This window comes from Pseudomonas putida, assembly GCF_009883635.2.
Classification (GTDB): domain Bacteria; phylum Pseudomonadota; class Gammaproteobacteria; order Pseudomonadales; family Pseudomonadaceae; genus Aquipseudomonas; species Aquipseudomonas putida_W.
Genome location: NZ_CP026115.2, coordinates 3,296,863 through 3,320,722, shown reverse-complemented (window position 1 = coordinate 3,320,722; position 23,860 = coordinate 3,296,863). Strand labels below are relative to the sequence as shown.

Below are 23,860 nucleotides of genomic sequence, written 5' to 3'. Positions count from 1 at the left end.
CCCGCTCCTACACGGGAACGCATTCTGTTGTAGGAGCGGGCTTGCCCCGCGAAGAGGCCAGTGCAGGTGCAACAAGGCTCAGTAGAACAACCGATACCCCACCAACCCCGCCGCTTCATTGAGCAACTGCCCGCTCTGCCACATGGCCCGGCTCTCGGGCAGCAAGCCACCGAACGGCCGTGCATGATCGCGCCCCAGGAACCCCACCGGCGCCGGCACCACCTCGAACCCGGCCCGCTCGAAACTCCAGCGTGAGCGCTGCATGTGCCACGCCTGGGTCACCACCACCACGCGGCGTATACCCAACGGCTGCAACACCTTGGCGCTCAGCTGGGCATTCTCCCAGGTGGTGCGACTGGCCACTTCCTTCCATTTCACCTCGACGGCGAAATCTTCGCGCAGGCGATCCGCCATCAACTGTGCCTCGCTAGGCGGCGTTCCGTAATGCAAGCCACCGCTGGTCAGCACCGGTAGTCCCGAGGCTTTCGCCAGCCGAGCAGCAAAACGCATGCGCTCAAGGGCCGTTGCCGCAGGCTGGTCATCACCCCCCCAGGCCGGGTCACCACGTTCGCGCCCTGCGCCAAGCACCACGATGGCGTCCGCCCTGCTCGCCAGGCCGGCCCAATCACCCGTCGACAGAGGCGGCTCGGTCTCCAGCAGGCGCGCGGACTCCTGCACCACCAGCGGCAAGCTCATCAGCCACAGGCCTCCCAGCCCCACGGCAAAACACAGCGCCGCCAGCCGCGGCCGCCGCCTGCGCAACCACCAGGCCGCGAGCAGCAGCAGAAACAGGACGCCAGGCGGCATCAGCCATTGCTTGATGAAAAACCGGATCGGCATCGACACACCTCCATGGAAGGTGTGCAGCCTATAGAGGATCGACGCCGGTCAACAAGTCTGGGCCGGCGTCGATCATAGGAAGTGTTTTGTAGAACCGGCGCGCGTTACCCTGCGCCTGGCGTCCTGAACGGCTAGCGATGTGGCAGCGTCCTGGATCTCGCCGGATTGGCGGGGCGTTTCTTGTCCTTGAGCCAGATAATCTTGGCCGTTGCCGGTTCCGCTTGCGGGAATGTACCGGCGCTGGCATTACGGCGTTCCGGGAGGGAATCCAGGTAAGCCTTGATCACTTCGAACTCTGCATGGCTCAAGCCACGCAACTCCAGCTCGGCTGGCATCTCGTCGCGTAATCTTACCGAGGTCCTGGCGACTTCCAGTGCCAGGCCAAGACGGTCGATCAGGCGTTCGTAAAGCTCCGGTTTGCTTGCGGGTAGCTGCGTCTCTCCCATCCGTTCACCTCATTGAAGATAAAGATTATCTCCCCCCACACCTGAGCTTAGCGTCGCTGCAAAAAGCAGCCGGATGCCGCGACCAGCGGGCATTCGCAATCAAGGTTTCCCACGATGCGCGGCGCTGCTGTATGCTACGGCGTTCACTCTAAAACGACACCAGAGTGCCGGACGCAGCGAGGTTCCGCTGCCTGGAACAAGGTCTCTTCTCTCTCAGCAAAAAGTAGCCATGCACGAACAATACACGCCCCGTGATATCGAAGCCGCCGCCCAGAACTTCTGGGACGAGCAACAATCGTTCGCTGTTACCGAACAGCCAGGCAAGGACACGTACTACTGCCTGTCGATGTTCCCGTACCCGAGCGGCAAGCTACACATGGGCCACGTGCGCAACTACACCATCGGTGACGTGATTGCCCGCTACCAGCGCATGCTGGGCAAGAACGTCCTGCAACCGATGGGCTGGGACGCCTTCGGCATGCCTGCGGAAAACGCGGCGATGAAGAACAACGTCGCCCCGGCCAAGTGGACGTACGAAAACATCGACTACATGAAGACCCAGCTCAAGAGCCTGGGCCTGGCCATCGACTGGGCACGTGAAGTCACCACCTGCAAGCCGGACTACTACCGCTGGGAACAGTGGCTGTTCACCCGCCTGTTCGAGAAAGGCATCATCTACCGCAAGAACGGGACCGTGAACTGGGACCCGGCCGACCAGACCGTACTGGCCAACGAGCAGGTCATCGACGGCCGCGGCTGGCGTTCGGGCGCGCTGATCGAGAAGCGCGAAATCCCGATGTACTACTTCCGCATCACCGACTACGCCGACGAGCTGCTGGAAAGCCTCGACGAGCTGCCGGGCTGGCCTGAACAGGTCAAGACCATGCAGCGCAACTGGATCGGCAAATCGCGCGGCATGGAAGTGCAGTTCCCGTTCGACCAGGCCAGCATTGGCCACGAAGGCACCCTGAAAGTCTTCACCACCCGTCCGGACACCCTGATGGGCGCCACCTACGTCGCCGTTGCCGCCGAGCACCCGCTGGCCACCCAGGCCGCCCAGGGCAACCCGGCGCTGCAGGCGTTCATCGACGAATGCAAGAGCGGCAGCGTCGCCGAGGCCGACATGGCCACCCAGGAGAAGAAGGGCATGCCCACTTCCCTGTTCGTCGAGCACCCGCTGACCGGCGAGAAGCTGCCGGTGTGGGTCGCCAACTACGTGCTGATGCACTACGGCGACGGCGCCGTGATGGCGGTACCGGCCCACGACGAGCGCGACTTCGAGTTCGCCCACAAGTACAACCTGCCGGTCAAGGCCGTGGTGCGCACCAGCGCCGGCGATGACGTCGGCAGCGAGTGGCTGGCCGCCTATGGCGAGCATGGCCAGCTGATCAACTCCGCCGAGTTCGACGGCCTGGACTTCGCCGGTGCCTTCGACGCCATCGAAGCGGCCCTGATCCGCAAGGACCTGGGCAAATCGCGCACCCAGTTCCGCCTGCGCGACTGGGGCATCAGCCGCCAGCGCTACTGGGGCTGCCCGATCCCGATCATCCACTGCCCATCGTGCGGTGACGTGCCAGTGCCGGAAGACCAGCTGCCAGTCACCCTGCCGGAAAACGTGGTTCCGGACGGCGCCGGTTCGCCGCTGGCGCGCATGCCCGAATTCTACGAATGCAGCTGCCCGAAATGCGGCACCGCGGCCAAGCGCGAAACCGACACCATGGACACCTTCGTGGAATCGTCCTGGTACTTCGCCCGCTACGCTTCGCCGAACTACGAGGGTGGCATGGTCGACCCGAAAGCGGCCAACCACTGGCTGCCAGTCGACCAGTACATCGGTGGTATCGAACACGCGATCCTGCACCTGCTGTACGCTCGCTTCTTCCACAAGCTGATGCGCGACGAAGGCCTGGTCACCTCCAACGAGCCGTTCAAGAATCTGCTGACCCAGGGCATGGTGGTCGCCGAGACCTACTACCGCGTGGCCAGCAACGGCGGCAAGGACTGGTTCAACCCGGCCGACGTCGAAATCGAGCGCGATGCCAAGGCCAAGATCATCGGCGCCCGCCTGAAGACCGACGGCTTGCCAGTGGAAATCGGCGGCACCGAGAAGATGTCGAAGTCGAAGAACAACGGCGTCGACCCGCAATCGATGATCGACCAGTACGGCGCCGATACCTGCCGCCTGTTCATGATGTTCGCCTCGCCGCCTGATGCGAGCCTGGAGTGGTCCGACTCTGGCGTCGAAGGTGCAAGCCGCTTCCTGCGTCGCGTCTGGCGCCTGGCCCAGGCTCATGTCGCCCAGGGCCTGCCGGGCAAGCTGGATGTCGCCGCACTGGACGACGCACAGAAGGTCATCCGCCGCGCCATCCACGCCGCGATCAAGCAGGCCAGCACCGACGTGGGTCAGTTCCACAAGTTCAACACCGCCATCGCCCAGGTGATGACCGTGATGAACGTGCTGGAAAAGGCCCCACAGGCTACCGAACAGGACCGTGCACTGCTGCAGGAAGGCCTGGAGGCCGTGACCCTGCTGCTGGCACCGATCACCCCGCACATCTCCCACGAGCTGTGGAAGCAGCTGGGCCACGATCAGGCTGTCATCGACGCTGGCTGGCCGGCAGTCGACGAGAGCGCCCTGGTACAGGACAGCATCACCCTGGTGGTGCAGGTCAACGGCAAGCTGCGCGGTCAGGTAGAAATGCCCGCCGCCGCCAGCCGCGAAGAAGTCGAAGCCGCTGCCCGCAGCAACGAAAACGTCCTGCGCTTCATCGATGGCCTGACCATCCGCAAGGTCATCGTGGTACCGGGCAAACTGGTCAACATCGTCGCCAACTGATGGCAACGCCCACCTGCACCCAGTGCGGGTGGGCGGTATCGGCCCACAAGGGAGCAACAACATGATCAAACGCAATCTGCTGGTAATGGGCCTGGCTGTCCTGCTCAGTGCCTGCGGTTTCCAGCTGCGCGGCACCGGCACCAACGCCCTGAGCGTCAAAGAGATGGACGTCAGTGCGCGCAACGCCTACGGCCAGACCGTGGTGCAATTGCGCCAGGCACTTGAGCGCAGCGGCGTCAATGTGCACACCGGCGCACCTTATCGCCTGGTACTGACCAACGAGCAGGAAAACTCGCGCTCGGCGAGCTACGCGGGCGGCAACAGCACAGCCGAATACGAGCTCACCACCACGCTCAACTACAGCATCGTGGGCCTGAACAACCTCGAGCTGCTGAGCGACAAGGTCGACGTACGCAAGGTGTATGTGCGTGACGGCGGCAATATCACCGGCTCCGATCAGGAAGCCCAGCGGGCGCGCGAAGAAATGCGCCGCGACCTGGTGCAGTCGATGGTTGCGCGCCTGCAACTGCTGAGCCCTTCGCAGCTCGATGAGCTGCAACGCAAGGCCGACGCACGCGCCAAGGCCGAAGCTGACGCACTGGAGGCCGCGCGCCGCCAGCAGGCGGAAACGCCGCAGCAGTCGCCTCTGGAAATCCCGGGCAACTAAGCCCGCGCGGGGCACTCCGGTGCCCCGCCTGCTCCCATGAAGCTCGCCCCCGCCCAACTCAACAAGCACCTGCAAGGCAGCCTGGCCCCGGTCTACGTGGTCAGCGGCGACGACCCGCTGCTGTGCCAGGAAGCTGCCGACGCCATCCGCAATGCGGCACGCCAGCAAGGTTTTGACGAGCGCCAGGTGTTCAGCGCCGACGCCAACTTCGACTGGGGCACCCTGCTGCAAGCGGGTGCCAGCCTGTCGCTGTTCGCCCAACGGCGCCTGCTGGAACTGCGCCTGCCTTCGGGCAAGCCCGGTGACAAGGGCGCTGCGGCGCTCATGGAGTATTGCGCCAGGCCCGCCGAAGACACCCTGCTGCTGATCAGCCTGCCCAAGCTCGATGGCAGCGCGCAGAAGACCAAGTGGGGCAAGGCACTGATCGAAGGTGCCCACTGCCAGTTCATCCAGATCTGGCCGGTGGATGCCCAGCAATTACCTCAGTGGATCAACCAGCGCCTGTCCCAGGCCGGGCTGTCGGCCCAGCGCGATGCCGTCGACCTGATCGCCGCGCGGGTCGAAGGCAACTTGCTGGCCGCCGCCCAGGAAATCGAAAAGCTCAAGCTGCTGGCAGATGGCAACCAGATCACCGTCGAAACCGTGCAGGCGGCGGTTGCCGACAGTGCACGCTTCGATGTCTTCGGGCTGGTGGACGCCATTCTCAATGGCGAAGCTGCGCATGCTCTGCGCATGCTCGAGGGCCTACGCGGAGAAGGCGTGGAACCTCCGGTGATTCTCTGGGCACTGGCCCGTGAATTGCGCTTGCTGGCCGGGCTCGCGCAACAGTTCAGCCAAGGTGTGCCGCTGGACAAGGCTTTCAGCCAGGCACGCCCACCCGTGTGGGACAAACGCCGGCCACTGGTCAGCAAGGCCCTGCAGCGTCTCTCGGCTCAGCGTTGGGCGCAGTTGCTGCAGGATGCCCAGCGTATCGATGCGCAGATCAAGGGGCAGGCCGAGGGCTCGCCTTGGACCGGGTTGTCGCGGTTGGCGCTGTTGATGGCCGGGCAGCGATTGGTGCTTCCTTCGGAATAGGTGCACAGCGCCCCCAAGGCCTCAACCATAAACACAATCAATTGGCCCCGCCACCCTCTCAGGCCTACAGTGCGCCCCGAAACCCACCAAGCCGGGAACCCCGCCATGAGCAAGAAGCCGAAAAAGCACGGCCCCAACAAGGCCAAGTCGATCATCGCCCAACCGCTGTTCCGCTGCCGCCAGGAACGACCGGAAAAGGGCAAAGGCAGCTACCGCCGCGAAGCCTTCCAATCGAGAGATTGGGAGGCTTCTTACTTTTTGGCCGCATGAAAGCATCACAAGCGCAGGCATGGTATGGTCGGCACCTGACCTGCAATTCTGGATCTGTGCATGCTCTTGAGTCTTCTCCCCCGTTGGAATTCCCGCCAGTTGCTCGCGGCCTCCAGCTTCATCCTGCTCGTCGCCTGCGCGGAAAAACCCACCGCCGCCGACGCCCTGCCGCTGGCCCCTGCCCAGCCTGCGCCGGTAGTGACCCTGCCCAACGCCACACCTGACGTCAGCACTGAAATCCAGCCCCTGCAGACCTTCGCCGAATGGCAGGCGAACTTCCGTCAGCAGGCACTTCAGGCCGGCATCGCACCGAGCACATTCGACCGAGCGTTCCTCGGCGTTACACCAGACATGGACGTGATCAAGGCCGACCGCAGCCAGCCCGAATTCACTCGCCCGGTGTGGGAGTACCTCGAAGGCGCTCTGTCGCCCCTGCGCGTGCGCAACGGCAAGAAACTGCTGGAACAGAACGCCGAGCTGCTGACCCGTATCGAGCAACGCTATGGCGTCGATCGTCAGGTGCTGGTTGCGGTATGGGGCATGGAAAGCAACTTCGGTCAGTTCCAGGGCAACAAGTCAGTGATCCGCTCGCTGGCCACCCTGGCCTATGAAGGCCGCCGCCCGCAGTTCGCCCAAGACCAACTGATCGCCGCCCTGCAGATCATCCAGCATGGCGATATCCAGCCCGAGGCCATGCGTGGTTCGTGGGCCGGTGCCATGGGCCAGACCCAGTTCATCCCGACCACCTACAACACCCATGCGGTTGATTTCGACGGTGATGGCCGCAGGGATATCTGGAACAGCACGCCCGATGCCCTGGCATCGACTGCGCACTACCTGCAGAGCTCTGGCTGGAAACATGGCCAGCCTTGGGGCTTCGAAGTGCAGGTACCGGCAGGCTTCGACTTCTGGCAGGCCGACGGCGCGCTGCGCAAGCCAGTCTATGAATGGCTGCAGATGGGCGTAAAGCTACCGGCGGGTACCCAGCTGCCAGCTGGCAGCAACCAGCTGTCGGCGGCCCTGCTGTTACCGGCTGGTGCCCGTGGGCCTGCGTTCCTGGTGCTGGACAACTTCCGCGCGATCCTCAAGTACAACAACTCGTCGTCCTATGCCCTGGCGGTGAGCCTGCTGGGTGATCGCTTCTCGGGCTGGGGCTTCATCAGCGGCAGTTGGCCGAAAGAAGACCTGCCATTGAGCCGCAGCGAGCGGATGGAGTTGCAGAATCTGTTGAATGCCAGCGGGCATGAGGCGGGGAACCCGGATGGCATCATCGGGGCCAATACCCGCAAGGCGATTCGTAATGCCCAGCAGCAGCTGGGGTGGCCGGCGGATGGCTACCCGACCCACAAGCTGCTCGATAGCCTGCGTCAGCGCTGATGCACCTGGGGCCGCTTTGCGGCCCCGGCTATTTCAAGACTTGAACAGGTCCTGCCCCAGCACCAGTGTCTGCTTCTCACTGTCCAGCCTCACCAAGGCCCCCAGCGGCAAGCACACATTCGGATCACAATGCCCACTGCGCCACCCGGCCAGCACCGGCACGCCCAGCGGCCCGAAAGTCTCCTCCAGCAGCGGCGCCAACGCCGCGACGGTAATACCGGCAAAATCCCCCACCAGCACGCCCTTGATGCCCTGTAGCTTGCCAGCCAGGCGCAAGTGGGTCAGCAACCGGTCCACCCGATACAGCGGCTCGTTGACGTCTTCGATGAACAGGATGCAGTCACGGGTATCAATCTCCGCTACCGTCCCGAGGGTCGCGCTCAGCATCGACAGGTTGCCACCGAGCAGGCGGCCACTGGCAACGCCGGGCACCACGCAGTTCAAGGCGAAATCGGTCGGATGGACAATTTCATCTCCCTCCCCCAAATGCCCGCCCAATAGCGCCAGCAGCGACGACTCGGTCGGCTGCAGCTTGGCGCCCAACAGGTCGGCATTGAGCATCGCGCCGTGGAAAGTGATCAGCCCGGTACGCTGATAGATCGCCGTGTGCAGCGCTGTGATATCGCTGTAGCCAACCAGCGGCTTGGGGTTGCGGCGAATCAGCTCGAAATCGAGCCGATCGAGCAGGCGCATGCTGCCATAACCACCGCGCATGCACAGAATCGCGTCGATTTCCGGGTCGGTAAAAGCCGCGTGCAGGTCTTGCAGGCGCTGCTCGTCGCTGCCGGCCAGGTAACCCTCGGCCTCGTGAACGCCCGGGTAGATACGGCAGCGGTAGCCACGCTCGCTGAACCACTGGCCAGCCTTCTGCGCATCCAGACGAGCCGGCCCGGCCGGTGCAACGATGGCAAAGCAAGCGTTATCCGCCAGCACCGTGGGCAAACGGGACTTCGTGGTTTCAGCGCAATTCATCGCAGCTCCTTACTGGACAGCAAAAACAAAAATGCCGATGCCGCCTTTCAGCGTGCATCGGCATGATCAGCTCAAGCCCGGATCAGAGCTTGATCTTGGCTTCGTGAGCTTGCTGGTCGGCGTGGTACGACGAACGTACCAACGGACCGGAAGCAACGTTCTTGAAGCCCATCTTGTAGCCTTCCTCGGCGAACCAGGCGAAGGTGTCCGGGTGGACGAAGCGCTGCACCGGCAGGTGGCTGCGAGACGGCTGCAGGTACTGGCCGAGGGTCAGCATGTCGATGTCATGCTCGCGCATGCGGTGCATCACTTCGATCACTTCCTCGTCGGTTTCGCCCAGGCCAAGCATCAGGCCCGACTTGGTCGGCACGTGCGGAACCATCTGCTTGAATTTCTGCAGCAGGTCCAGCGACCAGTCGTAGTCCGAACCCGGTCGCGCGGCCTTGTACAGACGCGGTACGGTCTCGAGGTTGTGGTTGAACACGTCTGGCGGCGTTTGTGCGGTGATTTCCAGGGCGACGTCCATGCGGCCACGGTAGTCCGGCACCAGGGTTTCCAGCTGCACGCCCGGCGACAAGGCACGGATTTCGCGAATGCAGTCGGCGAAGTGCTGGGCACCACCGTCACGCAGGTCGTCACGGTCCACCGAGGTGATCACCACGTACTTCAGGCGCAGGTCGGCGATGGCAACGGCCAGGTTCTTTGGCTCGTCCAGGTCCAGCGGCTTCGGCCGGCCGTGGCCGACGTCGCAGAACGGGCAACGACGGGTGCAGATGTCGCCCATGATCATGAAGGTCGCAGTGCCACCGGAGAAGCACTCGCCCAGGTTCGGGCAGGACGCCTCTTCGCACACGCTGTGCAGCTTGTGCTTGCGCAGCAGCTGCTTGATGCGGTCGACTTCCGGGGATACCGGGATGCGCACGCGGATCCAGTCAGGCTTTTTCGGCAGTTCGTCGGTGGGGATGATCTTCACCGGGATACGCGCGACCTTTTCGGCGCCACGCAGTTTTACCCCGGCTTCCACTTTCTTCGGCGCTGGGCGCGCGGTGGCATCCTGGGTAGGGATCAGGTTCGGCACGGCTTCTTGCACAGTTGTCATATTCAGTCGATTCCGCCCGTGAGGGTCGTCTGCTCAGCATAGTCGAGGTGCCTGACCAGCTGTCCGCGCAGCCTTGTCCTGACCTCGTCGAGTTCGATCGGGCCTGCCAGGTCGCGCAGCTGGGTCATGGCCAGCCCCGCATACCCGCAGGGGTTGATTCGGCGGAATGGCGCAAGGTCCATGTCCACGTTCAGAGCAAGGCCGTGGAAGGAACGGCCGTTGCGGATTCGCAGGCCGAGGGAGGCGATTTTCGCTCCGTCGACATAGACACCCGGCGCATCGGGCTTGGCTACGGCGTTGACGCCATAGCTGGCAAGCAGGTCGATCAGGGTCTGCTCGATGCGACTGACCAGCTCGCGCACGCCAAAGCCCAGACGGCGCACGTCCAGCAGCAGGTAGGCCACCAGCTGCCCGGGGCCATGGTAGGTCACCTGGCCGCCGCGATCGGTCTGCACCACCGGGATGTCGCCCGGTACCAGCAGGTGCTCGGCCTTGCCGGCCTGGCCCTGGGTGAAGACCGCGGGGTGCTCGACCAGCCAGATTTCGTCCTGGCTGTCCGGGCTACGCTGCTCGGTGAAGCGACGCATGGCCTCCAGCACCGGTTCATAGGGCTGCAGGCCAAGCTCGCGAATACCGAGGCAAAGCGACATCAGAGCACCATTTTCACGATGCCGGTGGCACGCAGGGCACTGTTGATGTCGTGCAGCTGGTTCTCGCTTTCGGCGACGATGTGCAGTTGCACGGTAGTGTACTTGCCTTCCTTGCTCTGGCGCTCGGCCAGGGTGGAAAGGTCGACCTTGGCGTGCTTGCTAAGGATCTCGATCACCGTGTCCTTGAAGCCGACAACGGTGTCGCCGATTACCTTGATGGGGTAATCGGCGCAGGGGAATTCGATCTTGTGCGACTTGACGTCAGGTTCGCTCATGGCGGAAACGGCCTCGTAAGCCGTGGCAACAACAACGCCCCCGCAGGATGCGCGGGGGCTTGCAGGTCACGTATCAGTTGAACAACCCGTAGAAGAATAGACGGATGCTATCCCACATACGGCGGAAGAAACCACCTTCCTCGACGCCATCGAGGGCGATCAGGTCGGCGCTGTGAACCACGTTCTCGTCCAGTTTGACTTCCACTTTGCCGATCACGTCACCTTTGGCGATCGGTGCGGTGAGCTGCGGGTTCATGGTCATCGAAGCCTGCAGGCGCTTCAATTGGCCTTTAGGCATAGTCATGGTCAGGTCGTCGGCCAGGCCTGCTTTGACTTGGCCGGTAGCGCCCTTCCAGACCGGAGCCTGGGCCAGCTCGGTACCCTTCTGGTAGAAGGTCTGGGTTTCGAAGAAGCGGAAACCGTAGGTCAGCAGCTTCTGGGTCTCGGCGGCACGGGCCTGTTCACTGTTGGTACCGAACACCACGGCGATCAGGCGCTGGCCGTCACGTACGGCCGAAGCCACCATGCAGTAGCCGGCTTCTTCGGTGTGGCCGGTTTTCAGACCGTCGACGGTCTTGTCACGCCACAGCAGCAGGTTGCGGTTCGGCTGCTTGATGTTGTTCCAGAAGAACTCTTTCTGCGAGTAGATGGCGTAGTGGGCCGGGTCGATGTTGATGATCGCGCGGGCCAGCAGGGCCATGTCGTGAGCCGAGGAGTAGTGCTCCGGGTTCGGCAGGCCGGTCGGGTTCATGAAGTGGCTGTTGGACATGCCCAGTTCAGATGCCGTCTTGTTCATCATGTCGGCGAAGGCGTCTTCGCTGCCGGCGATGTGCTCGGACAGGGCGACCGAGGCATCGTTGCCCGACTGGATGATGATGCCGTGCAGCAGGTCGCTGACGGTGACCTGGCTGCCGACCTTGATGAACATGCGCGAACCGCCGGTACGCCAGGCGTTTTCGCTGACGGTGACCGGGTCGTTCTCGCCGATCTGGCCACGACGGATGTCGACGGTGGCGATGTAGGCGGTCATCAGCTTGGTCAGGCTGGCTGGCGGCAGGCGCTCGTCACCGTTGTTCTCGACCAGCACGTTGCCGCTGGACGCGTCCATGAGTACGTAAGACTTGGCTGCCAGTTGCGGTGGCGCCGGCATCATCTGCTCTGCTGCGAAGGCAGCAGGCGTGAGCATCAGCAGTACGGGCAGGCAAAGTCGTTTGGCAAGGTTGGTGATGTTCATCCGTCTCTCGAAAATCGCTAATGGTCTGATGTTCCCTGGGCCACATCGTGTGCCCAGCGCCAGTCAGTCTAGTTTTGATGGCCATGGCCGGCCCACCCCTGAACGGCTGAATCAGGGTGCGGCCTTATGTCGCTGCGGGCAAAAGCCGACATTGTACATGGCCGGGGCCGGCAGTTCATGACAAAACCGACAGTTTGTGGGGGCCTGGGCCCCCACAAAAAACTGTCAGTCAGCTGTGACCAGCTTGGCCTGGCCAAGGTTCGCCAGGCGAATGCTGTCTTGTGCCTGCTGGATCTCGCCCTGGCTGCTGAACGGCCCCAGGCGCACGCGGTGCAGGGTTTGCTGGTTACGTACGATGGAGCTGATGAACACCGGTGCGCTGACCATGGTGCTGAGCTTGGAACGCAGCAGTTCGGCAGCGTCCGGGTTGGCGAAGGCGCCCACCTGAAGGACGTTGCCAGCAGCGCCGGCTGGCACGTTGCCGCCGCCCACCTGCACCGGCAGCACTGGCGCCGCGTGCTGCTGCGGCGGCGGGGTCCACTGCTCGACCCGCCCGGTGCTGGCCGGAATCGCCTGGGTCTGGGCGACCTGCGGCTCTTTCAGCATCAGCGGCGGCTGCTGGCCCTTCTGCGCCCACCATTGCTGCGGGTCGATGCCCTCGACCCGCACGTGCGCGGTGCCGATCTCGGCGTAGCCGAGCTTTTTCGCCGCCGCATAGGACAGGTCGATGATGCGGTCGGAATAGAACGGGCCACGGTCGTTGACCCGCAGGATCACACTGCGGCCGTTGGCCAGGTTGGTCACTCTTACATAGGCCGGCAGTGGCAGGGTCTTGTGCGCCGCACTCATGCCGTACAGGTCGTACAGTTCACCGTTGGCGGTGTTCTGGCCGTGGAACTTGGTGCCGTACCACGACGCCGTGCCCTCGGCGCGGTAGTTGCGCGAGTCCTGCATCGGGTAGTAGGTCTTGCCCAGCACGGTGTACGGGTTGGCCTTGTAGGCACCGCTATGCACGGTCGGGGTGGCATCGGGGATCTTGTTGACGTCCACATCCCACCACGGTGCACCGTCCTTGTGGGCACGGTTGATGTCCAGGCCAGGCTGGGAGCGGACGACGTTGCCACCGCCCTGAGGGGTCGGGCGGCTTGAGGAACAGCTGACCAGCAGCATGCCGACAGTCATGCAGGTCAGCAGTTTGAAGGTGTTGGCAGAGAGGATTGCGCGCATTACTTGACGCCCCGTACTTGGACCAGCTGTTCCGCAAGCTGATGCACCGCCATGGCATACATCACGCTGCGGTTGTAGCGAGTGATCGCGTAGAAGTTCTTCAGGCCCATCCAGTACTCGGGGCCGTTGTCGCCCTCCAGGCGGAAGGCCGTGACCGGCAGATCATCGCGCAACGCATCATGGCTCGACCAGCCCAGCGCCCGCAACTCCCCGAAGGTTTTCGCCGGCTCGATACCGGTGGTCAGGCCAAGATCCGCCTGCGCGCCACTGACCTGGGCGCGGCTGACCACGCGCTCGCCGGCTACCCAGCCATGGCGCTTGAAGTAGCTGGCTACGCTGCCGATGGCATCGTCGGGGTTGTTCCAGATATTGATGTGGCCGTCGCCGTCGAAGTCCACCGCGTAGTTGCGGAAGCTGCTCGGCATGAACTGCGGCAGGCCCATGGCACCGGCATAAGAACCCTTGAGGGTAAGCGGATCGATCTGCTCGTCACGGGCCAGCAGCAGGAACTCACGCAGTTCCTTGCGGAAGAATTCCGCACGCGGCGGGTAGTCGAAGGCCAGGGTCGACAAGGCATCGATCACCCGGTAGTTGCCGGTGTTGCGGCCGAAGAAGGTTTCCACGCCGATGATCGCGACGATGTACTGCGCCGGCACGCCATATTCCTGCTCAGCACGGGCCAGTACCGCCTCGTGCTGGCGCCAGAAGTCCACACCACGGGCGATGCGCGCGTCAGTGATGAACATCGGCCGGTATTCCTTCCACGGCTTGACCCGCTCGGCCGGGCGCGAGATGGCGTCGAGGATCGACTGCTTGCGCTGCACCTCGCGAAACACACCGTTCAATTGCTCGGGGGCAAACCCATTGTCGCGGCTCATCTGGAGCACGAACTCGGTCACTTGCGGCGAGCCGTCGTAATCGCCGGCATGGGCCAGCTGTACAGCGCCGAACAGGCCCACCGCGCCGATCCACGGCGCACAACGGGCAGCCCAGTTACGCACTGCTTGCATGAAATTCTTCACCTTATTCAAACCTGCGCGATCCATTTGCGGTGCGTGTGGATCGACATCAGAACGCCAAACGCTGACAGCAGCGTCACCAACGAAGTTCCGCCATAGCTAATGAAGGGCAGCGGCACGCCCACCACGGGCAAGAGGCCGCTGACCATACCGATATTGACGAACACATACACAAAGAAGGTCATGGTCAGGCTGCCCGCGAGCAGCTTGCCAAACAGGGTCTGCGCCTGTGCGGTGATCATCAGCCCGCGGCCGATCAGCAGCAGGTAGACGATCAGCAGCAGGCAGATACCGACCAGGCCGAACTCCTCGCCAAGCACCGCGATGATGAAGTCGGTGTGGCTTTCCGGCAGGAAGTCCAGGTGCGACTGGGTACCCAGCAGCCAGCCCTTGCCAAACACGCCACCGGAGCCGATCGCCGCCTTCGACTGGATGATGTTCCAGCCGGTACCCAGCGGGTCGCTCTCCGGGTCGAGGAAGGTCAGTACGCGCTGCTTCTGGTAGTCATGCATCACGAAGAACCACATCGCCACCGCCACCGGCACCGTCGCCGCGAGCACACTGAGGATCCAGCGCCAGCGCAGGCCACCCATGAACAGCACGAATGCACCGGAGGCGAGAATCAGCAGCGCCGTGCCCAGGTCGGGCTGACGGACGATAAGAATGAACGGCACGCCGATCAACACCAGGCTTATTGCCACGTGTTTCAGGTGCGGCGGCAAGGTACGCTTGGAGAGGTACCAGGCAATGGTCGCCGGCATGATGATCTTGAGGAATTCCGAGGGCTGGAAGCGGATCACCCCGGGGATGTTGATCCAGCGCGTGGCGCCCATGGCGTTGTGGCCCATGACGTCCACCACCACCAGCAGGAACACCCCGACCAGATACGCCAGCGGCACCCAGCGCGCCATGAAGCGTGGCTCCAGCTGGGCGATGACGAACATCGAGACCAGGCCGATGCCGAACGAGGTGGCCTGCTTGAGCAGCAGGTCCCAGTTCTTGCCACTGGCCGAATAGAGGACGAACAGGCTGCCGGCCGCGAGGGTCAGCAGGATGATCAGCAAGGGGCCGTCGATGTGGATGCGCTGCAGGAAGCTGGCGCGTCGACGCATCACGTCCTCGCTGGAGAGCATGCGATCGAAATTGTTCTTCACTGGGCCATTTCCTGGGCGACGGTGGCAGGCGCGAATTCGCTTTTCAGCCGGCCGCTCTCGTCGAGCAGCCAGGCGTCCATGATCTGCCGCACCACTGGCGCGGCAACGCCGGAGCCGGACTCACCGTTCTCGACCATCACCGAAACCACGATCTTCGGATCGTCGGCCGGGGCGAAGGCCACGAACAGCGCGTGGTCGCGGTGGCGCTCCTGGAGTTTGTTACGGTCGTACTTCTCGCCCTGCTTGATCGCCACCACCTGAGCGGTACCACTCTTGCCGGCGATGCGGTACTGGGCACCTGCTGCCGCCTTGCGCGCGGTACCGCGGGCGTTGTGCATCACCTGCTCCATGCCGTGGGTGACCTTGGCCCAGTCGGACTTGTCGCGCAGGACGATGTCTTCCATCGGGTTGGGGTCCACCGGCGGTAGGCCTTCGATGGTCTTGGCCAGGTGCGGGCGGTTCCACACACCCTTGTTGGCGATCAGTGCAGTGGCCTGGGCCAGCTGCAGCGGCGTGGCCTGCATGTAGCCCTGGCCGATGCCGAGAATCAGCGTTTCACCCGGGAACCAGGCCTGACGGCGGGTGGCGCGCTTCCACTCGCGCGACGGCATCAGCCCGGGCGACTCCTCGAACATGTCGAGGGCAACCTTCTGGCCGATGCCGAACTTGTTCATGTAGCTGGACAGCCGATCGATACCCATCTTGTGGGCAAGATCGTAGAAGTAGGTGTCGTTGGAGCGCATGATCGCGGTGTCCAGGTCCACCCAACCGTCACCGGTACGGTTCCAGTTACGGTATTTGTGATCGTAGTTGGGCAACTGGTAGTAGCCCGGGTCGAATACCCGGCTGCTGGCGTTGACCACCCCGCTGTCGAGGCCGGCGATGGCCACTGCCGGCTTGATGGTCGAACCCGGCGGGTACAGGCCGCGGAGCACGCGGTTGAACAGTGGCCGGTCGATCGAGTCGCGCAGCTCGGCATAGGCCTTGAAGCTGATGCCGGTGACGAACAGGTTAGGGTCGAAGCTCGGCTGGCTGACCATCGCCAGCACCTCACCGGTACGCGGGTCGAGCGCCACCACTGCGCCGCGCCGGCCACCCAGAGCGGCCTCGGCGGCTTCCTGCAGCTTGATGTCGAGGCTCAGCACGATGTCCTTGCCCGGCTTCGGGTCGGTGCGCTTGAGCACCCGCAGCACCCGACCGCGAGCGTTGGTCTCGACTTCCTCGTAACCGACCTGGCCGTGCAGCTCGGGCTCGTAGAAGCGCTCGATGCCGGTCTTGCCGATATGGTGGGTGCCGCTGTAATTGACCGGATCGAGGGTTTTCAGTTCTTTTTCGTTGATCCGGCCGACATAACCGACCGAATGAGCGAAGTGCGCGCCCTGTGGGTAGTGGCGCACCAGCTGGGCGACGACTTCCACGCCAGGCAGGCGGAACTGGTTGACCGCCACACGGGCGATCTGCTCTTCATTCAGCTCGAACAGGATCGGCACCGGCTCGAACGGCCGACGCCCCTGCTTCATGCGCTTCTCGAACAGCGCCCGGTCATCCGCTGTCAGGTCCAGCACTTCGACGATGTTATCCAGCACTTCCTGCCAGTTACCTGCGCGTTCGCGGGTCATCGACAGGCTGAAGCTAGGCCGGTTGTCGGCGATGATCACCCCGTTGCGGTCGAAAATCAGGCCACGTGTAGGCGGAATCGGCTGCACATGCACCCGGTTGTTCTCCGACAGCGTCGAGTGATAGTCGTACTGGATGATCTGCAGGTAGTACAGCCGCGCGACCAGCACGCAGATGAGCAGGATGACCGCCACCGCGCCGACCACGACGCGGTTACGCACCAGGCGGGCGTCTTTCTCGTGGTCCTTGAGACGGATCGGCTGCGACATCGGACTGCTTACAGGCTCATTTGTGGTAAGGGTGCCCAGACAACACGGTCCAGGCGCGGTAGATCTGCTCGCCGATGAGTATCCTTACCAACGGGTGCGGCAAGGTCAGCGGCGACAGCGACCAGCGTTGCTCGGCGCGCGCACAGACCTCAGGCGCCAGCCCTTCCGGGCCGCCCACCATCAAATTCACCGTGCGCGAATCCAGGCGCCAGCGGTCCAGCTCGGTTGCCAGCTGCTCGGTACTCCAGGGCTTGCCATGGACCTCGAGGGTGACGATCCGTTCCCCAGGCTGAACCTTGCTCAGCATGGCTTCGCCCTCCTGACGGATCAGGCGGGCGACGTCGGCATTCTTGCCACGGGTGTTCAGCGGGATTTCCACCAGCTCGAGCGACAGCTCCTGGGGCAGGCGCTTGGCATATTCATGCCAGCCTTCCTCGACCCACTTGGGCATGCGCGAGCCGACCGCGATCAGACGCAGACGCACGACGCTTCCTTATTCCCGGTCTTTGAGCTTTTCGGTGAAGTAGTCGCTGGCGTTTTCCGGGCTGTGGTGCTTGGCATCAGCGGCACGGCTCTGCTCGGCACCCAGCCACAGGCGCTCCAGGTCGTAGAACTGACGGGCAGCGGCGGTCATCATGTGCACGATGACGTCGTTCAGGTCCAGCAGTACCCAGTCGCTGTCGCCCTTGCCTTCTTCGCCCAGTGGCTGTGCGCCTTCTTTCTTGACCGCTTCACGGACCTTTTCCAGCATCGCGTTGATCTGGCGGTTGGAGGTACCGGTGGCAATGATCATGTAGTCGGTCAGGCTGTGCTTGTCGCGCACGTCGATGACCTGGATGTCCTGGGCCTTGACGTCTTCCAGGGCGCTGACGGTCAGTTTGACCAGTGCTTCGCCATTGATTTTCTGCTTGCTCATAAAAAACTCTTCAACTCGTTTGGATGAGGCGCCCTGGGGCACCGTCAGTTAGGGGCACGATACAGCTCGCGCGCCTCGATGTAGGCCAGTACGGCGTCCGGCACCAGGAACCTCACCGATTTGCCGCTGGCCAGCAGCTGTCGGATCTGTGTAGCCGACACCGCGAGCGGCGTCTGCCAGACGAACGAAATATTCCCCGCCGGGCCGGACATGGCGGTGGGATCGCTCTCCGAGCGCGCAGCCAGCAGGTTGCGCAACTCGTCAGGGGGTTCAACGTCGGCATCCGGGCGTTGCAGCACCAGGATGTGACAGTGTTGCAGCAGTTCTTCCCAGCGGTGCCAGGTGGGCAGGCCACAGAAGGCATCCCAGCCGAGCACCAGGAACAGCTGGTCGTCGACGCCGAGCTCGGCGCGGATCGACTCCAGCGTGTCGATGGTGTACGACGGTTTGTCGCGCTCCAGCTCGCGGGCATCGACGCTGAGGCAATCGACGCCCTGCACCGCTTCACGGACCATGGCCAGGCGATCCTGCGCCGCCACCTGCGGGGTATCGCGGTGCGGCGGGCGGGCGTTGGGCAGCAGGCGCAGCTCATCGAGCGCCATGAACTCGGCCACTTCCAGCGCGCTGCGCAGGTGGCCGATGTGCACGGGGTCGAAGGTACCGCCAAGAATGCCGATGCGCCGGACTGCCTGGGCCTTGCTCAACTCAGCAGGACTCCTGGCCACGCAGCTGGCCGTCACCGATCACCACGTACTTCTCGCAGGTCAAGCCTTCCAGGCCTACCGGGCCGCGGGCGTGCAGCTTGTCGGTGGAAATGCCGATTTCCGCGCCCAGGCCATACTCGAAGCCATCGGCGAAGCAGGTCGGGGTGTTGAGCATCACCGATGCCGAATCGACCTCGGCCATGAACTGGCGGGCCTGGCCCTGATGTTCGGTGATGATCGAGTCGGTGTGGTGCGAGCCGTACTGGTTGATGTGCTCGATGGCCTGGTCCAGGCCGTCGACGACGCGGATCGACAGGATCGCGTCGAGGTACTCGGTGTGCCAGTCGTCTTCAGTGGCCGGTTTGGCGTCGATCAGCTCGCGGGTACGCTCGCAACCACGCAGTTCGACGCTTTTCTCCTGGAAGCGGCGGGCCATTTCCGGCAGGAAGCCTTCAGCCACGCGCTGGTCTACAAGCAGGGTCTCCATCGCGCCGCAGATGCCGTAGCGGTAGGTCTTGGCGTTGAATGCCACGCGCCAGGCCTTGTCCAGGTCGGCGTGCTCGGCCACGTAGACATGGCAGATGCCGTCCAGGTGCTTGATGACCGGCACACGGGCATCGCGACTGATGCGCTCGATCAGGCCACGGCCGCCGCGCGGCACGATGACATCGACGAACTCGGGCATGCTGATCAGCGCGCCAACGGCTTCACGATCAGTGGTCTCGACCACCTGCACCACGGCAGCCGGCAGGCCCGCCGCCGCCAGGCCACGCTGGATGCAGATGGCAATGGCCCGGTTGGAATGAATGGCCTCGGAGCCGCCACGCAAGATGGTGGCATTCCCCGATTTCAGGCACAGGCTGGCGGCATCGATGGTCACGTTCGGGCGCGACTCGTAGATGATCCCGATCACGCCCAGTGGCACGCGCATCTTGCCGACCTGAATGCCCGACGGGCGGTAGCTCATATCGCGGATGGCGCCGACCGGGTCTGGCAGGCTGGCCACCTGGCGCAGGCCTGTGATCATGCCGTCGATGCGCGCCGGGGTCAGCGCCAGGCGGTCAAGCAGCGCTGGCTCCAGGCCGTTGGCACGGCCAGCGGCCAAGTCCAGTTCGTTGGCTGCGGCAAGCTCGGCGCGCGCAGCATCCAGCGCATCGGCCGCAGCCTGCAGGGCGCGGTTCTTCTGCGCGGTGCTGGCACGGGCAATGACGCGGGAAGCCTGGCGTGCGGCGCGACCCAGGCGGGTCATGTAGTCAAGAACGGACTCAGTCATGGGTTCGGTGTCTTGGCGAAGGGGAAATCGGCTGATTATAACTGTCGCGCAGGTATACGCCCAGCGGCGGGTGGCGGATGGTAGAAAATGGCTCGCAAGAATCCATAAGAAAGATGTAACTGCGCTTATCGAACTGTCTCGGTTAAGCCTTGATTAAGCCATTCATTGCTATCATCCCCGCCTTTGATGCCACGAACCGCCAGCATGCCAGCCTCAGCCCCCTGCCCTGCCCGCGCACTGCCTGACAGCTTCTTCGACCGCGACGCCCAGACCTTGGCCAAGGCGTTGCTGGGCAAAGTCATCCGTCATCGACAAGGTAACCTGTGGCTGGCCGCACGGATCATCGAGACCGAGGCCTACTACCTGACCGACAAAGGCAGCCATGCCTCGCTCGGCTATACCGAAAAGCGCAAGGCGCTGTTCCAGGGCGGCGGGCACATCTACATGTATTACGCCCGCGGTGGCGACTCGCTCAACTTCAGCGCCCAGGGCCCGGGCAACGCGGTGCTGATCAAGTCCGCCTACCCTTGGGTCGATGCCATCTCCGATGCCAACAGCCTGGCGCAAATGCAGCTGAACAACCCCGATGCCAGCGGCAACCTGCGCCCACCCGAGCGCCTGTGTGCCGGGCAGACCCTGCTGTGCAAGGCCATGGGGCTGAAAGTGCCGCACTGGGACGCGCAGCGCTTCGATCCTGAGCGCCTGTACGTCGAAGACTGCGACATCGCGGTGCCGCGGGTGATCCAGGCTGCGCGCCTGGGCATCCCCCATGGGCGCGACGAGCACCTGCCGTACCGCTTCGTCGATGCCGAATTCGCCCGCTTCTGCACCCGGAACCCGCTGCGACGGGGCCAAGTCGAAGGGCAAGACTTTTTCATCCTCAAACAAGGAAGCTGAAACATGGGTCAATGGCTCGACAGCCTGACCGGCTGGCTCAGTGCTCACCCCCAGTGGCTTGGCCTGGCGATTTTTTTGGTGGCTTGCGTGGAATGCCTGGCCATTGCCGGCATCATCGTACCAGGCACGGTACTGCTGTTCGCCGTCGCCGTACTGGCTGGCAGCGGTGCCTTCAGCCTGGGTGAAACCCTGATGCTGGGGTTCCTCGGCGGCCTGCTCGGTGACGCGCTGTCGTACACCATCGGCAAGTACTTCCACCAGAACATCCGCCGCCTGCCGCTGCTGCGCCACCACCCGGAATGGATCGGCAGCGCCGAGGCCTACTTCCAGCGCTACGGCATTGCCAGCCTGCTGGTCGGCCGCTTCATCGGCCCGTTGCGACCGATGCTGCCGATGGTCGCCGGGATGTTCGACATGCCGCTGCCACGCTTCATCGCCGTCAGCCTGGTGGCGGGTGCGGGCTGGTCGGTCGCCTATCTGCTGCCAGGCTGGGCGACCGGTGCAGCCATGCGCCTGCCTTTGCCGGAAGGCTTCTGGCTGGATGCCGGGATCATTGCCGGCACCCTGGCGGTGCTGATTGGCCTGAGCCTGAACAGCAGTATCCGTGACCAGCGTCACGGCACGCGGCTGATCACCGGCCTGAGTTTCATCGCCCTGACAGGCCTGTTTCTCGGCTGGCCCCACCTGCACGAATTCGATCAAGGAGTGATGACGCTGGTACAGGAGCACCGCAGCCAGGCAATCGATAGCACCGTGGTGGTCGTGACCCGGCTCGGCGACTTCAAGACTCAGTTCTTCCTAGGTGGCTTGCTCACCGGCCTGCTGCTACTCGCGCGGCAGTGGCGCCACGCCCTGTTTGCGGGCGGCACGCTGATTGGCACGGCACTGGCCAATGGCACGCTGAAATGGCTGTTCGCCCGCGCCCGCCCGGAAGTACTGAGCGACCCGCTGACCAGCTACAGCATGCCCAGCGGGCACAGTTCGGCTTCGTTCGCGTTCTTCCTGACCCTGGCGGTACTCGCCGGGCGCGGCATGCCGCCGCGCATGCGCCTGACCTGGGTGATGCTGGGCTGCATTCCGGCGCTGGCGATTGCCTTGTCGCGGGTGTACCTGGGCGCGCATTGGCCGACCGACATCATGGCCGGGGCCTTGCTGGCCTGTTGCGTGTGTGCGCTGAGCCTGACGCTGGTGCAGTATCGACAGCCACTGACGGCGCTACCGCAGAAGGTGTGGTGGCTGGTATTGCCGGCGTGTGTCGCGTTGCTGGCGTTCTTTGCCATGCATGCGTTGCCCCACGCCCTGCTGCGTTACCAGTATTGAGATAGCCTGCACTGAGTTCAATCAGGCGAACAACTCTCCCTGAATCCGCTCCAGCAGCTTCTGGATCTCTTCCAGTCGCTGCGCCGGCGAGTCGATCGCCAGCAAGTCCAGCTTGTCCTCTTCCATGAACGGCAGCAAGTAGGCCAGCTGGTTGGCCAGGGCCTGGCGCCCGTCGACATCCCGCGGCATGTCCAACGCCTCGACCATAGGGTGCTCGCCCAAGGCCACCAGCAGCGCCAGCAGGTCATCGTCGTGCTCGGTGAGCGGGCTGTCCGGTTGCTCCGCCAGCCAATGCACTTCACCCACCAGCAACTGGTCCTTCTGCACTTCGGTCTGGCTCAGCTCGAAGCGCCGTACACCCTCCACCCGAATACCCAGCAAGCCGTTGTCCTGCTGGACGAAGTCGCGGATCACGGCCTCGCAACCGATCGACGCCACCACCGGTGGCGCCTTGCCGACCTGTTCGCCTTCGACGATGCACACCACGCCAAAGCCGGTGCCCTGCTTCATGCAGCGGCCAATCATGTCCAGGTAGCGCGCCTCGAAGATCTGCAGATCCAGCAGGCAACCGGGAAACAACACGGTATTGAGGGGAAACAGCGGTAGCGTCATCACAACTCCTCAAGCCACCAGGCTGACCGCCAACGGCAGGAATACCGCCGTGGCCACCCCCATCAGGCTCATCGCCAGCGCGGCAAAAGCGCCGCACTCGTCACTTTCCTGCAAGGCCACCGAAGTGCCCACGGCATGTGCCGTCACACCCAGCGACATACCACGCGCCTCCGGGCTGTGCACACCCAGGCGGGTCAGCAGCGCAGGGCCGAAGATCGCCCCGATCACGCCAGTGATCAATACGAACACGGCCGCCAACGCCGCCACCCCACCAATCTGTTCGGCCACCAGCATGGCGATCGGTGAAGTGACCGACTTCGGCGCCATGGTCATCAGAATCATGTGCTCGGCACCGAACCACCAACCCAGCAGCAGGCAGCAGACCGTGGCGAACAGGCCTCCGATTACCAGCGTAGTAAAAGTCGGCCAGAACAGCTGCCGGATACGTCGCAGGTTGAGATAGAGCGGCACCGCCAGGGCCACGGTAGCGGGGCCCAGGAGGATGTTCATGATTTCGGTGCTCTTGCGGTATTCGGCGTAACTGATGCCGCAGGTCAGCAGCACGCCGATCACCAGCAGCATCGAAACCAGCACCGGTTGAAGGAAGATCCAACGGGTCTTTTCATAGGCTGCCAGCACGATCTGATAGGCACCGAGGGTGATGCCGATGCCGAACAAGGGATGGTGGATGACTGCGTCGAGCGCGCCTTGCCAGTCAAGGATCATGGCTGCTCCTCACACTTGCCGTGCTGGCGATCGATGAGTTTCTGCATCAACAGGCCGACGAACACCAGGGTCACCAGGCAAGAAATCAGCAAGGCGCCGGCAATCGCCCAGAAGTCTGCGGCAATGTCCTTGGCATAGACCATCACCCCCACCGCCGGTGGCACCAGCAGCAGTGGGAGGTAGCGCAGCAGGCTACCGGCGGCCTCGCTCAGCGGCTTGCCCACTTCGCCACGGGCCATGAGGAAGAACAGCAACAGCAACAGGCCGATGATCGGCCCCGGCAGAATTGGCACGCACAAATGATTGAGCGCCGTACCCAGCAGTTGAAACAGCACAAGCCAGGTCAAACCACGCAACAGCATAAGGATCTCCTTCAGGCATGCCGG

At 63.6% G+C, this 23,860-nt stretch carries 25 protein-coding genes; 7 read left to right on the top strand and 18 right to left on the bottom strand.

Translation table 11 applies throughout. The features are described 5' to 3' along the window. Positions 1 to 78: 78 nt before the first annotated feature. Both C2H86_RS15105 and C2H86_RS15100 read right to left on the bottom strand, forming a co-directional pair. On the bottom strand, positions 79 to 840 hold the full coding sequence (locus C2H86_RS15105) for a YdcF family protein (protein ID WP_159408754.1): 762 nt from the start codon (positions 838 to 840) through the stop codon (positions 79 to 81). Between the two features lie 131 nt (positions 841 to 971). Beyond that, on the bottom strand, positions 972 to 1,286 hold the full coding sequence (locus tag C2H86_RS15100) for a hypothetical protein (protein ID WP_159408753.1): 315 nt from the start codon (positions 1,284 to 1,286) through the stop codon (positions 972 to 974). 229 nt (positions 1,287 to 1,515) lie between these two features. On the opposite strand from C2H86_RS15100, the gene leuS reads away from it, so the two are divergent. The 5 genes from leuS (at position 1,516) to C2H86_RS15075 (ending at position 7,510) form a co-directional block, all read left to right on the top strand. Continuing rightward, complete coding sequence (gene leuS / locus C2H86_RS15095; RefSeq protein WP_159408752.1) at positions 1,516 to 4,122, top strand: leucine--tRNA ligase; 2,607 nt, start codon at positions 1,516 to 1,518, stop codon at positions 4,120 to 4,122. 61 nt (positions 4,123 to 4,183) lie between these two features. Next, positions 4,184 to 4,789: an LPS assembly lipoprotein LptE gene (gene lptE / locus C2H86_RS15090; protein WP_159408751.1), complete on the top strand. Its 606-nt coding sequence runs from the start codon at positions 4,184 to 4,186 to the stop codon at positions 4,787 to 4,789. A gap of 36 nt (positions 4,790 to 4,825) precedes the next feature. Next, on the top strand, positions 4,826 to 5,863 hold the full coding sequence (gene holA / locus C2H86_RS15085; RefSeq protein WP_159408750.1) for a DNA polymerase III subunit delta: 1,038 nt from the start codon (positions 4,826 to 4,828) through the stop codon (positions 5,861 to 5,863). A gap of 105 nt (positions 5,864 to 5,968) precedes the next feature. Beyond that, positions 5,969 to 6,133 carry an alternative ribosome rescue factor ArfA gene (gene arfA / locus C2H86_RS15080; protein WP_145190513.1) on the top strand — a complete coding sequence of 55 codons (165 nt, stop codon included), beginning with the start codon at positions 5,969 to 5,971 and terminating at the stop codon, positions 6,131 to 6,133. A 60-nt stretch (positions 6,134 to 6,193) separates the two neighbouring features. Beyond that, positions 6,194 to 7,510, top strand: coding sequence for a lytic murein transglycosylase (locus C2H86_RS15075; RefSeq protein WP_159408749.1), 1,317 nt, complete (start codon positions 6,194 to 6,196; stop codon positions 7,508 to 7,510). A gap of 33 nt (positions 7,511 to 7,543) precedes the next feature. Here C2H86_RS15075 and C2H86_RS15070 read toward each other — a convergent pair whose 3' ends face one another. The 13 genes from C2H86_RS15070 to C2H86_RS15010 form a co-directional block, all read right to left on the bottom strand. Beyond that, positions 7,544 to 8,482, bottom strand: coding sequence for a S66 peptidase family protein (locus tag C2H86_RS15070; RefSeq protein WP_159408748.1), 939 nt, complete (start codon positions 8,480 to 8,482; stop codon positions 7,544 to 7,546). A gap of 82 nt (positions 8,483 to 8,564) precedes the next feature. After that, positions 8,565 to 9,581, bottom strand: coding sequence for a lipoyl synthase (gene lipA / locus C2H86_RS15065; protein ID WP_060509515.1), 1,017 nt, complete (start codon positions 9,579 to 9,581; stop codon positions 8,565 to 8,567). Between the two features lie 2 nt (positions 9,582 to 9,583). Continuing rightward, a complete protein-coding gene (gene lipB / locus C2H86_RS15060; RefSeq protein ID WP_110637742.1) occupies positions 9,584 to 10,231 on the bottom strand; it encodes a lipoyl(octanoyl) transferase LipB in 648 nt (215 codons plus the stop codon). Continuing rightward, positions 10,231 to 10,506 (bottom strand): DUF493 domain-containing protein, encoded by a 276-nt coding sequence (locus tag C2H86_RS15055; protein ID WP_009685832.1) that lies wholly within the window; start codon positions 10,504 to 10,506, stop codon positions 10,231 to 10,233. Before C2H86_RS15055 ends, lipB begins: the two co-directional genes overlap by 1 nt. Before the next feature lie 73 nt (positions 10,507 to 10,579). After that, positions 10,580 to 11,740 (bottom strand): D-alanyl-D-alanine carboxypeptidase family protein, encoded by a 1,161-nt coding sequence (locus C2H86_RS15050; RefSeq protein ID WP_103448832.1) that lies wholly within the window; start codon positions 11,738 to 11,740, stop codon positions 10,580 to 10,582. 225 nt (positions 11,741 to 11,965) lie between these two features. Continuing rightward, the gene (locus C2H86_RS15045; RefSeq protein ID WP_159408747.1) at positions 11,966 to 12,967 is read right to left on the bottom strand and encodes a septal ring lytic transglycosylase RlpA family protein; all 1,002 of its coding nucleotides are present in this window, start codon (positions 12,965 to 12,967) and stop codon (positions 11,966 to 11,968) included. Beyond that, on the bottom strand, positions 12,967 to 13,977 hold the full coding sequence (gene mltB / locus C2H86_RS15040) for a lytic murein transglycosylase B (protein WP_159408746.1): 1,011 nt from the start codon (positions 13,975 to 13,977) through the stop codon (positions 12,967 to 12,969). Before mltB ends, C2H86_RS15045 begins: the two co-directional genes overlap by 1 nt. Before the next feature lie 17 nt (positions 13,978 to 13,994). Continuing rightward, positions 13,995 to 15,098, bottom strand: a complete 1,104-nt coding sequence (rodA, locus tag C2H86_RS15035) for a rod shape-determining protein RodA (RefSeq protein WP_050437190.1) — start codon at positions 15,096 to 15,098, stop codon at positions 13,995 to 13,997. Between the two features lie 38 nt (positions 15,099 to 15,136). Beyond that, positions 15,137 to 17,026, bottom strand: coding sequence for a penicillin-binding protein 2 (mrdA, locus tag C2H86_RS15030; protein ID WP_159408745.1), 1,890 nt, complete (start codon positions 17,024 to 17,026; stop codon positions 15,137 to 15,139). A gap of 16 nt (positions 17,027 to 17,042) precedes the next feature. Further along, the gene (rlmH, locus tag C2H86_RS15025; RefSeq protein WP_008090421.1) at positions 17,043 to 17,510 is read right to left on the bottom strand and encodes a 23S rRNA (pseudouridine(1915)-N(3))-methyltransferase RlmH; all 468 of its coding nucleotides are present in this window, start codon (positions 17,508 to 17,510) and stop codon (positions 17,043 to 17,045) included. Between the two features lie 9 nt (positions 17,511 to 17,519). After that, positions 17,520 to 17,942, bottom strand: coding sequence for a ribosome silencing factor (gene rsfS / locus C2H86_RS15020; RefSeq protein WP_159408744.1), 423 nt, complete (start codon positions 17,940 to 17,942; stop codon positions 17,520 to 17,522). Positions 17,943 to 17,986: 44 nt separating this feature from the next. Next, entirely contained in the window at positions 17,987 to 18,646 is a 660-nt protein-coding gene (nadD, locus tag C2H86_RS15015) for a nicotinate-nucleotide adenylyltransferase (protein ID WP_159408743.1), read from the bottom strand. Between the two features lies 1 nt (position 18,647). After that, positions 18,648 to 19,919 (bottom strand): glutamate-5-semialdehyde dehydrogenase, encoded by a 1,272-nt coding sequence (locus C2H86_RS15010; RefSeq protein ID WP_159408742.1) that lies wholly within the window; start codon positions 19,917 to 19,919, stop codon positions 18,648 to 18,650. Positions 19,920 to 20,123: 204 nt separating this feature from the next. Between C2H86_RS15010 and C2H86_RS15005 the strand changes: the two genes are divergently transcribed. Next, complete coding sequence (locus C2H86_RS15005; RefSeq protein WP_159408741.1) at positions 20,124 to 20,816, top strand: DNA-3-methyladenine glycosylase; 693 nt, start codon at positions 20,124 to 20,126, stop codon at positions 20,814 to 20,816. A 3-nt stretch (positions 20,817 to 20,819) separates the two neighbouring features. After that, the gene (locus C2H86_RS15000; RefSeq protein WP_159408740.1) at positions 20,820 to 22,136 is read left to right on the top strand and encodes a bifunctional DedA family/phosphatase PAP2 family protein; all 1,317 of its coding nucleotides are present in this window, start codon (positions 20,820 to 20,822) and stop codon (positions 22,134 to 22,136) included. Positions 22,137 to 22,157: 21 nt separating this feature from the next. Here C2H86_RS15000 and C2H86_RS14995 read toward each other — a convergent pair whose 3' ends face one another. The 3 genes from C2H86_RS14995 to C2H86_RS14985 are packed head-to-tail and all read right to left on the bottom strand — an operon-like array spanning position 22,158 to position 23,836. After that, positions 22,158 to 22,748 (bottom strand): LON peptidase substrate-binding domain-containing protein, encoded by a 591-nt coding sequence (locus C2H86_RS14995; protein ID WP_159408739.1) that lies wholly within the window; start codon positions 22,746 to 22,748, stop codon positions 22,158 to 22,160. 9 nt (positions 22,749 to 22,757) lie between these two features. Continuing rightward, complete coding sequence (locus C2H86_RS14990; RefSeq protein ID WP_027917782.1) at positions 22,758 to 23,474, bottom strand: LrgB family protein; 717 nt, start codon at positions 23,472 to 23,474, stop codon at positions 22,758 to 22,760. After that, entirely contained in the window at positions 23,471 to 23,836 is a 366-nt protein-coding gene (locus tag C2H86_RS14985; RefSeq protein WP_159408738.1) for a CidA/LrgA family protein, read from the bottom strand. The genes C2H86_RS14990 and C2H86_RS14985 overlap by 4 nt, the downstream gene beginning before the upstream one ends. Positions 23,837 to 23,860 lie beyond the last annotated feature (24 nt).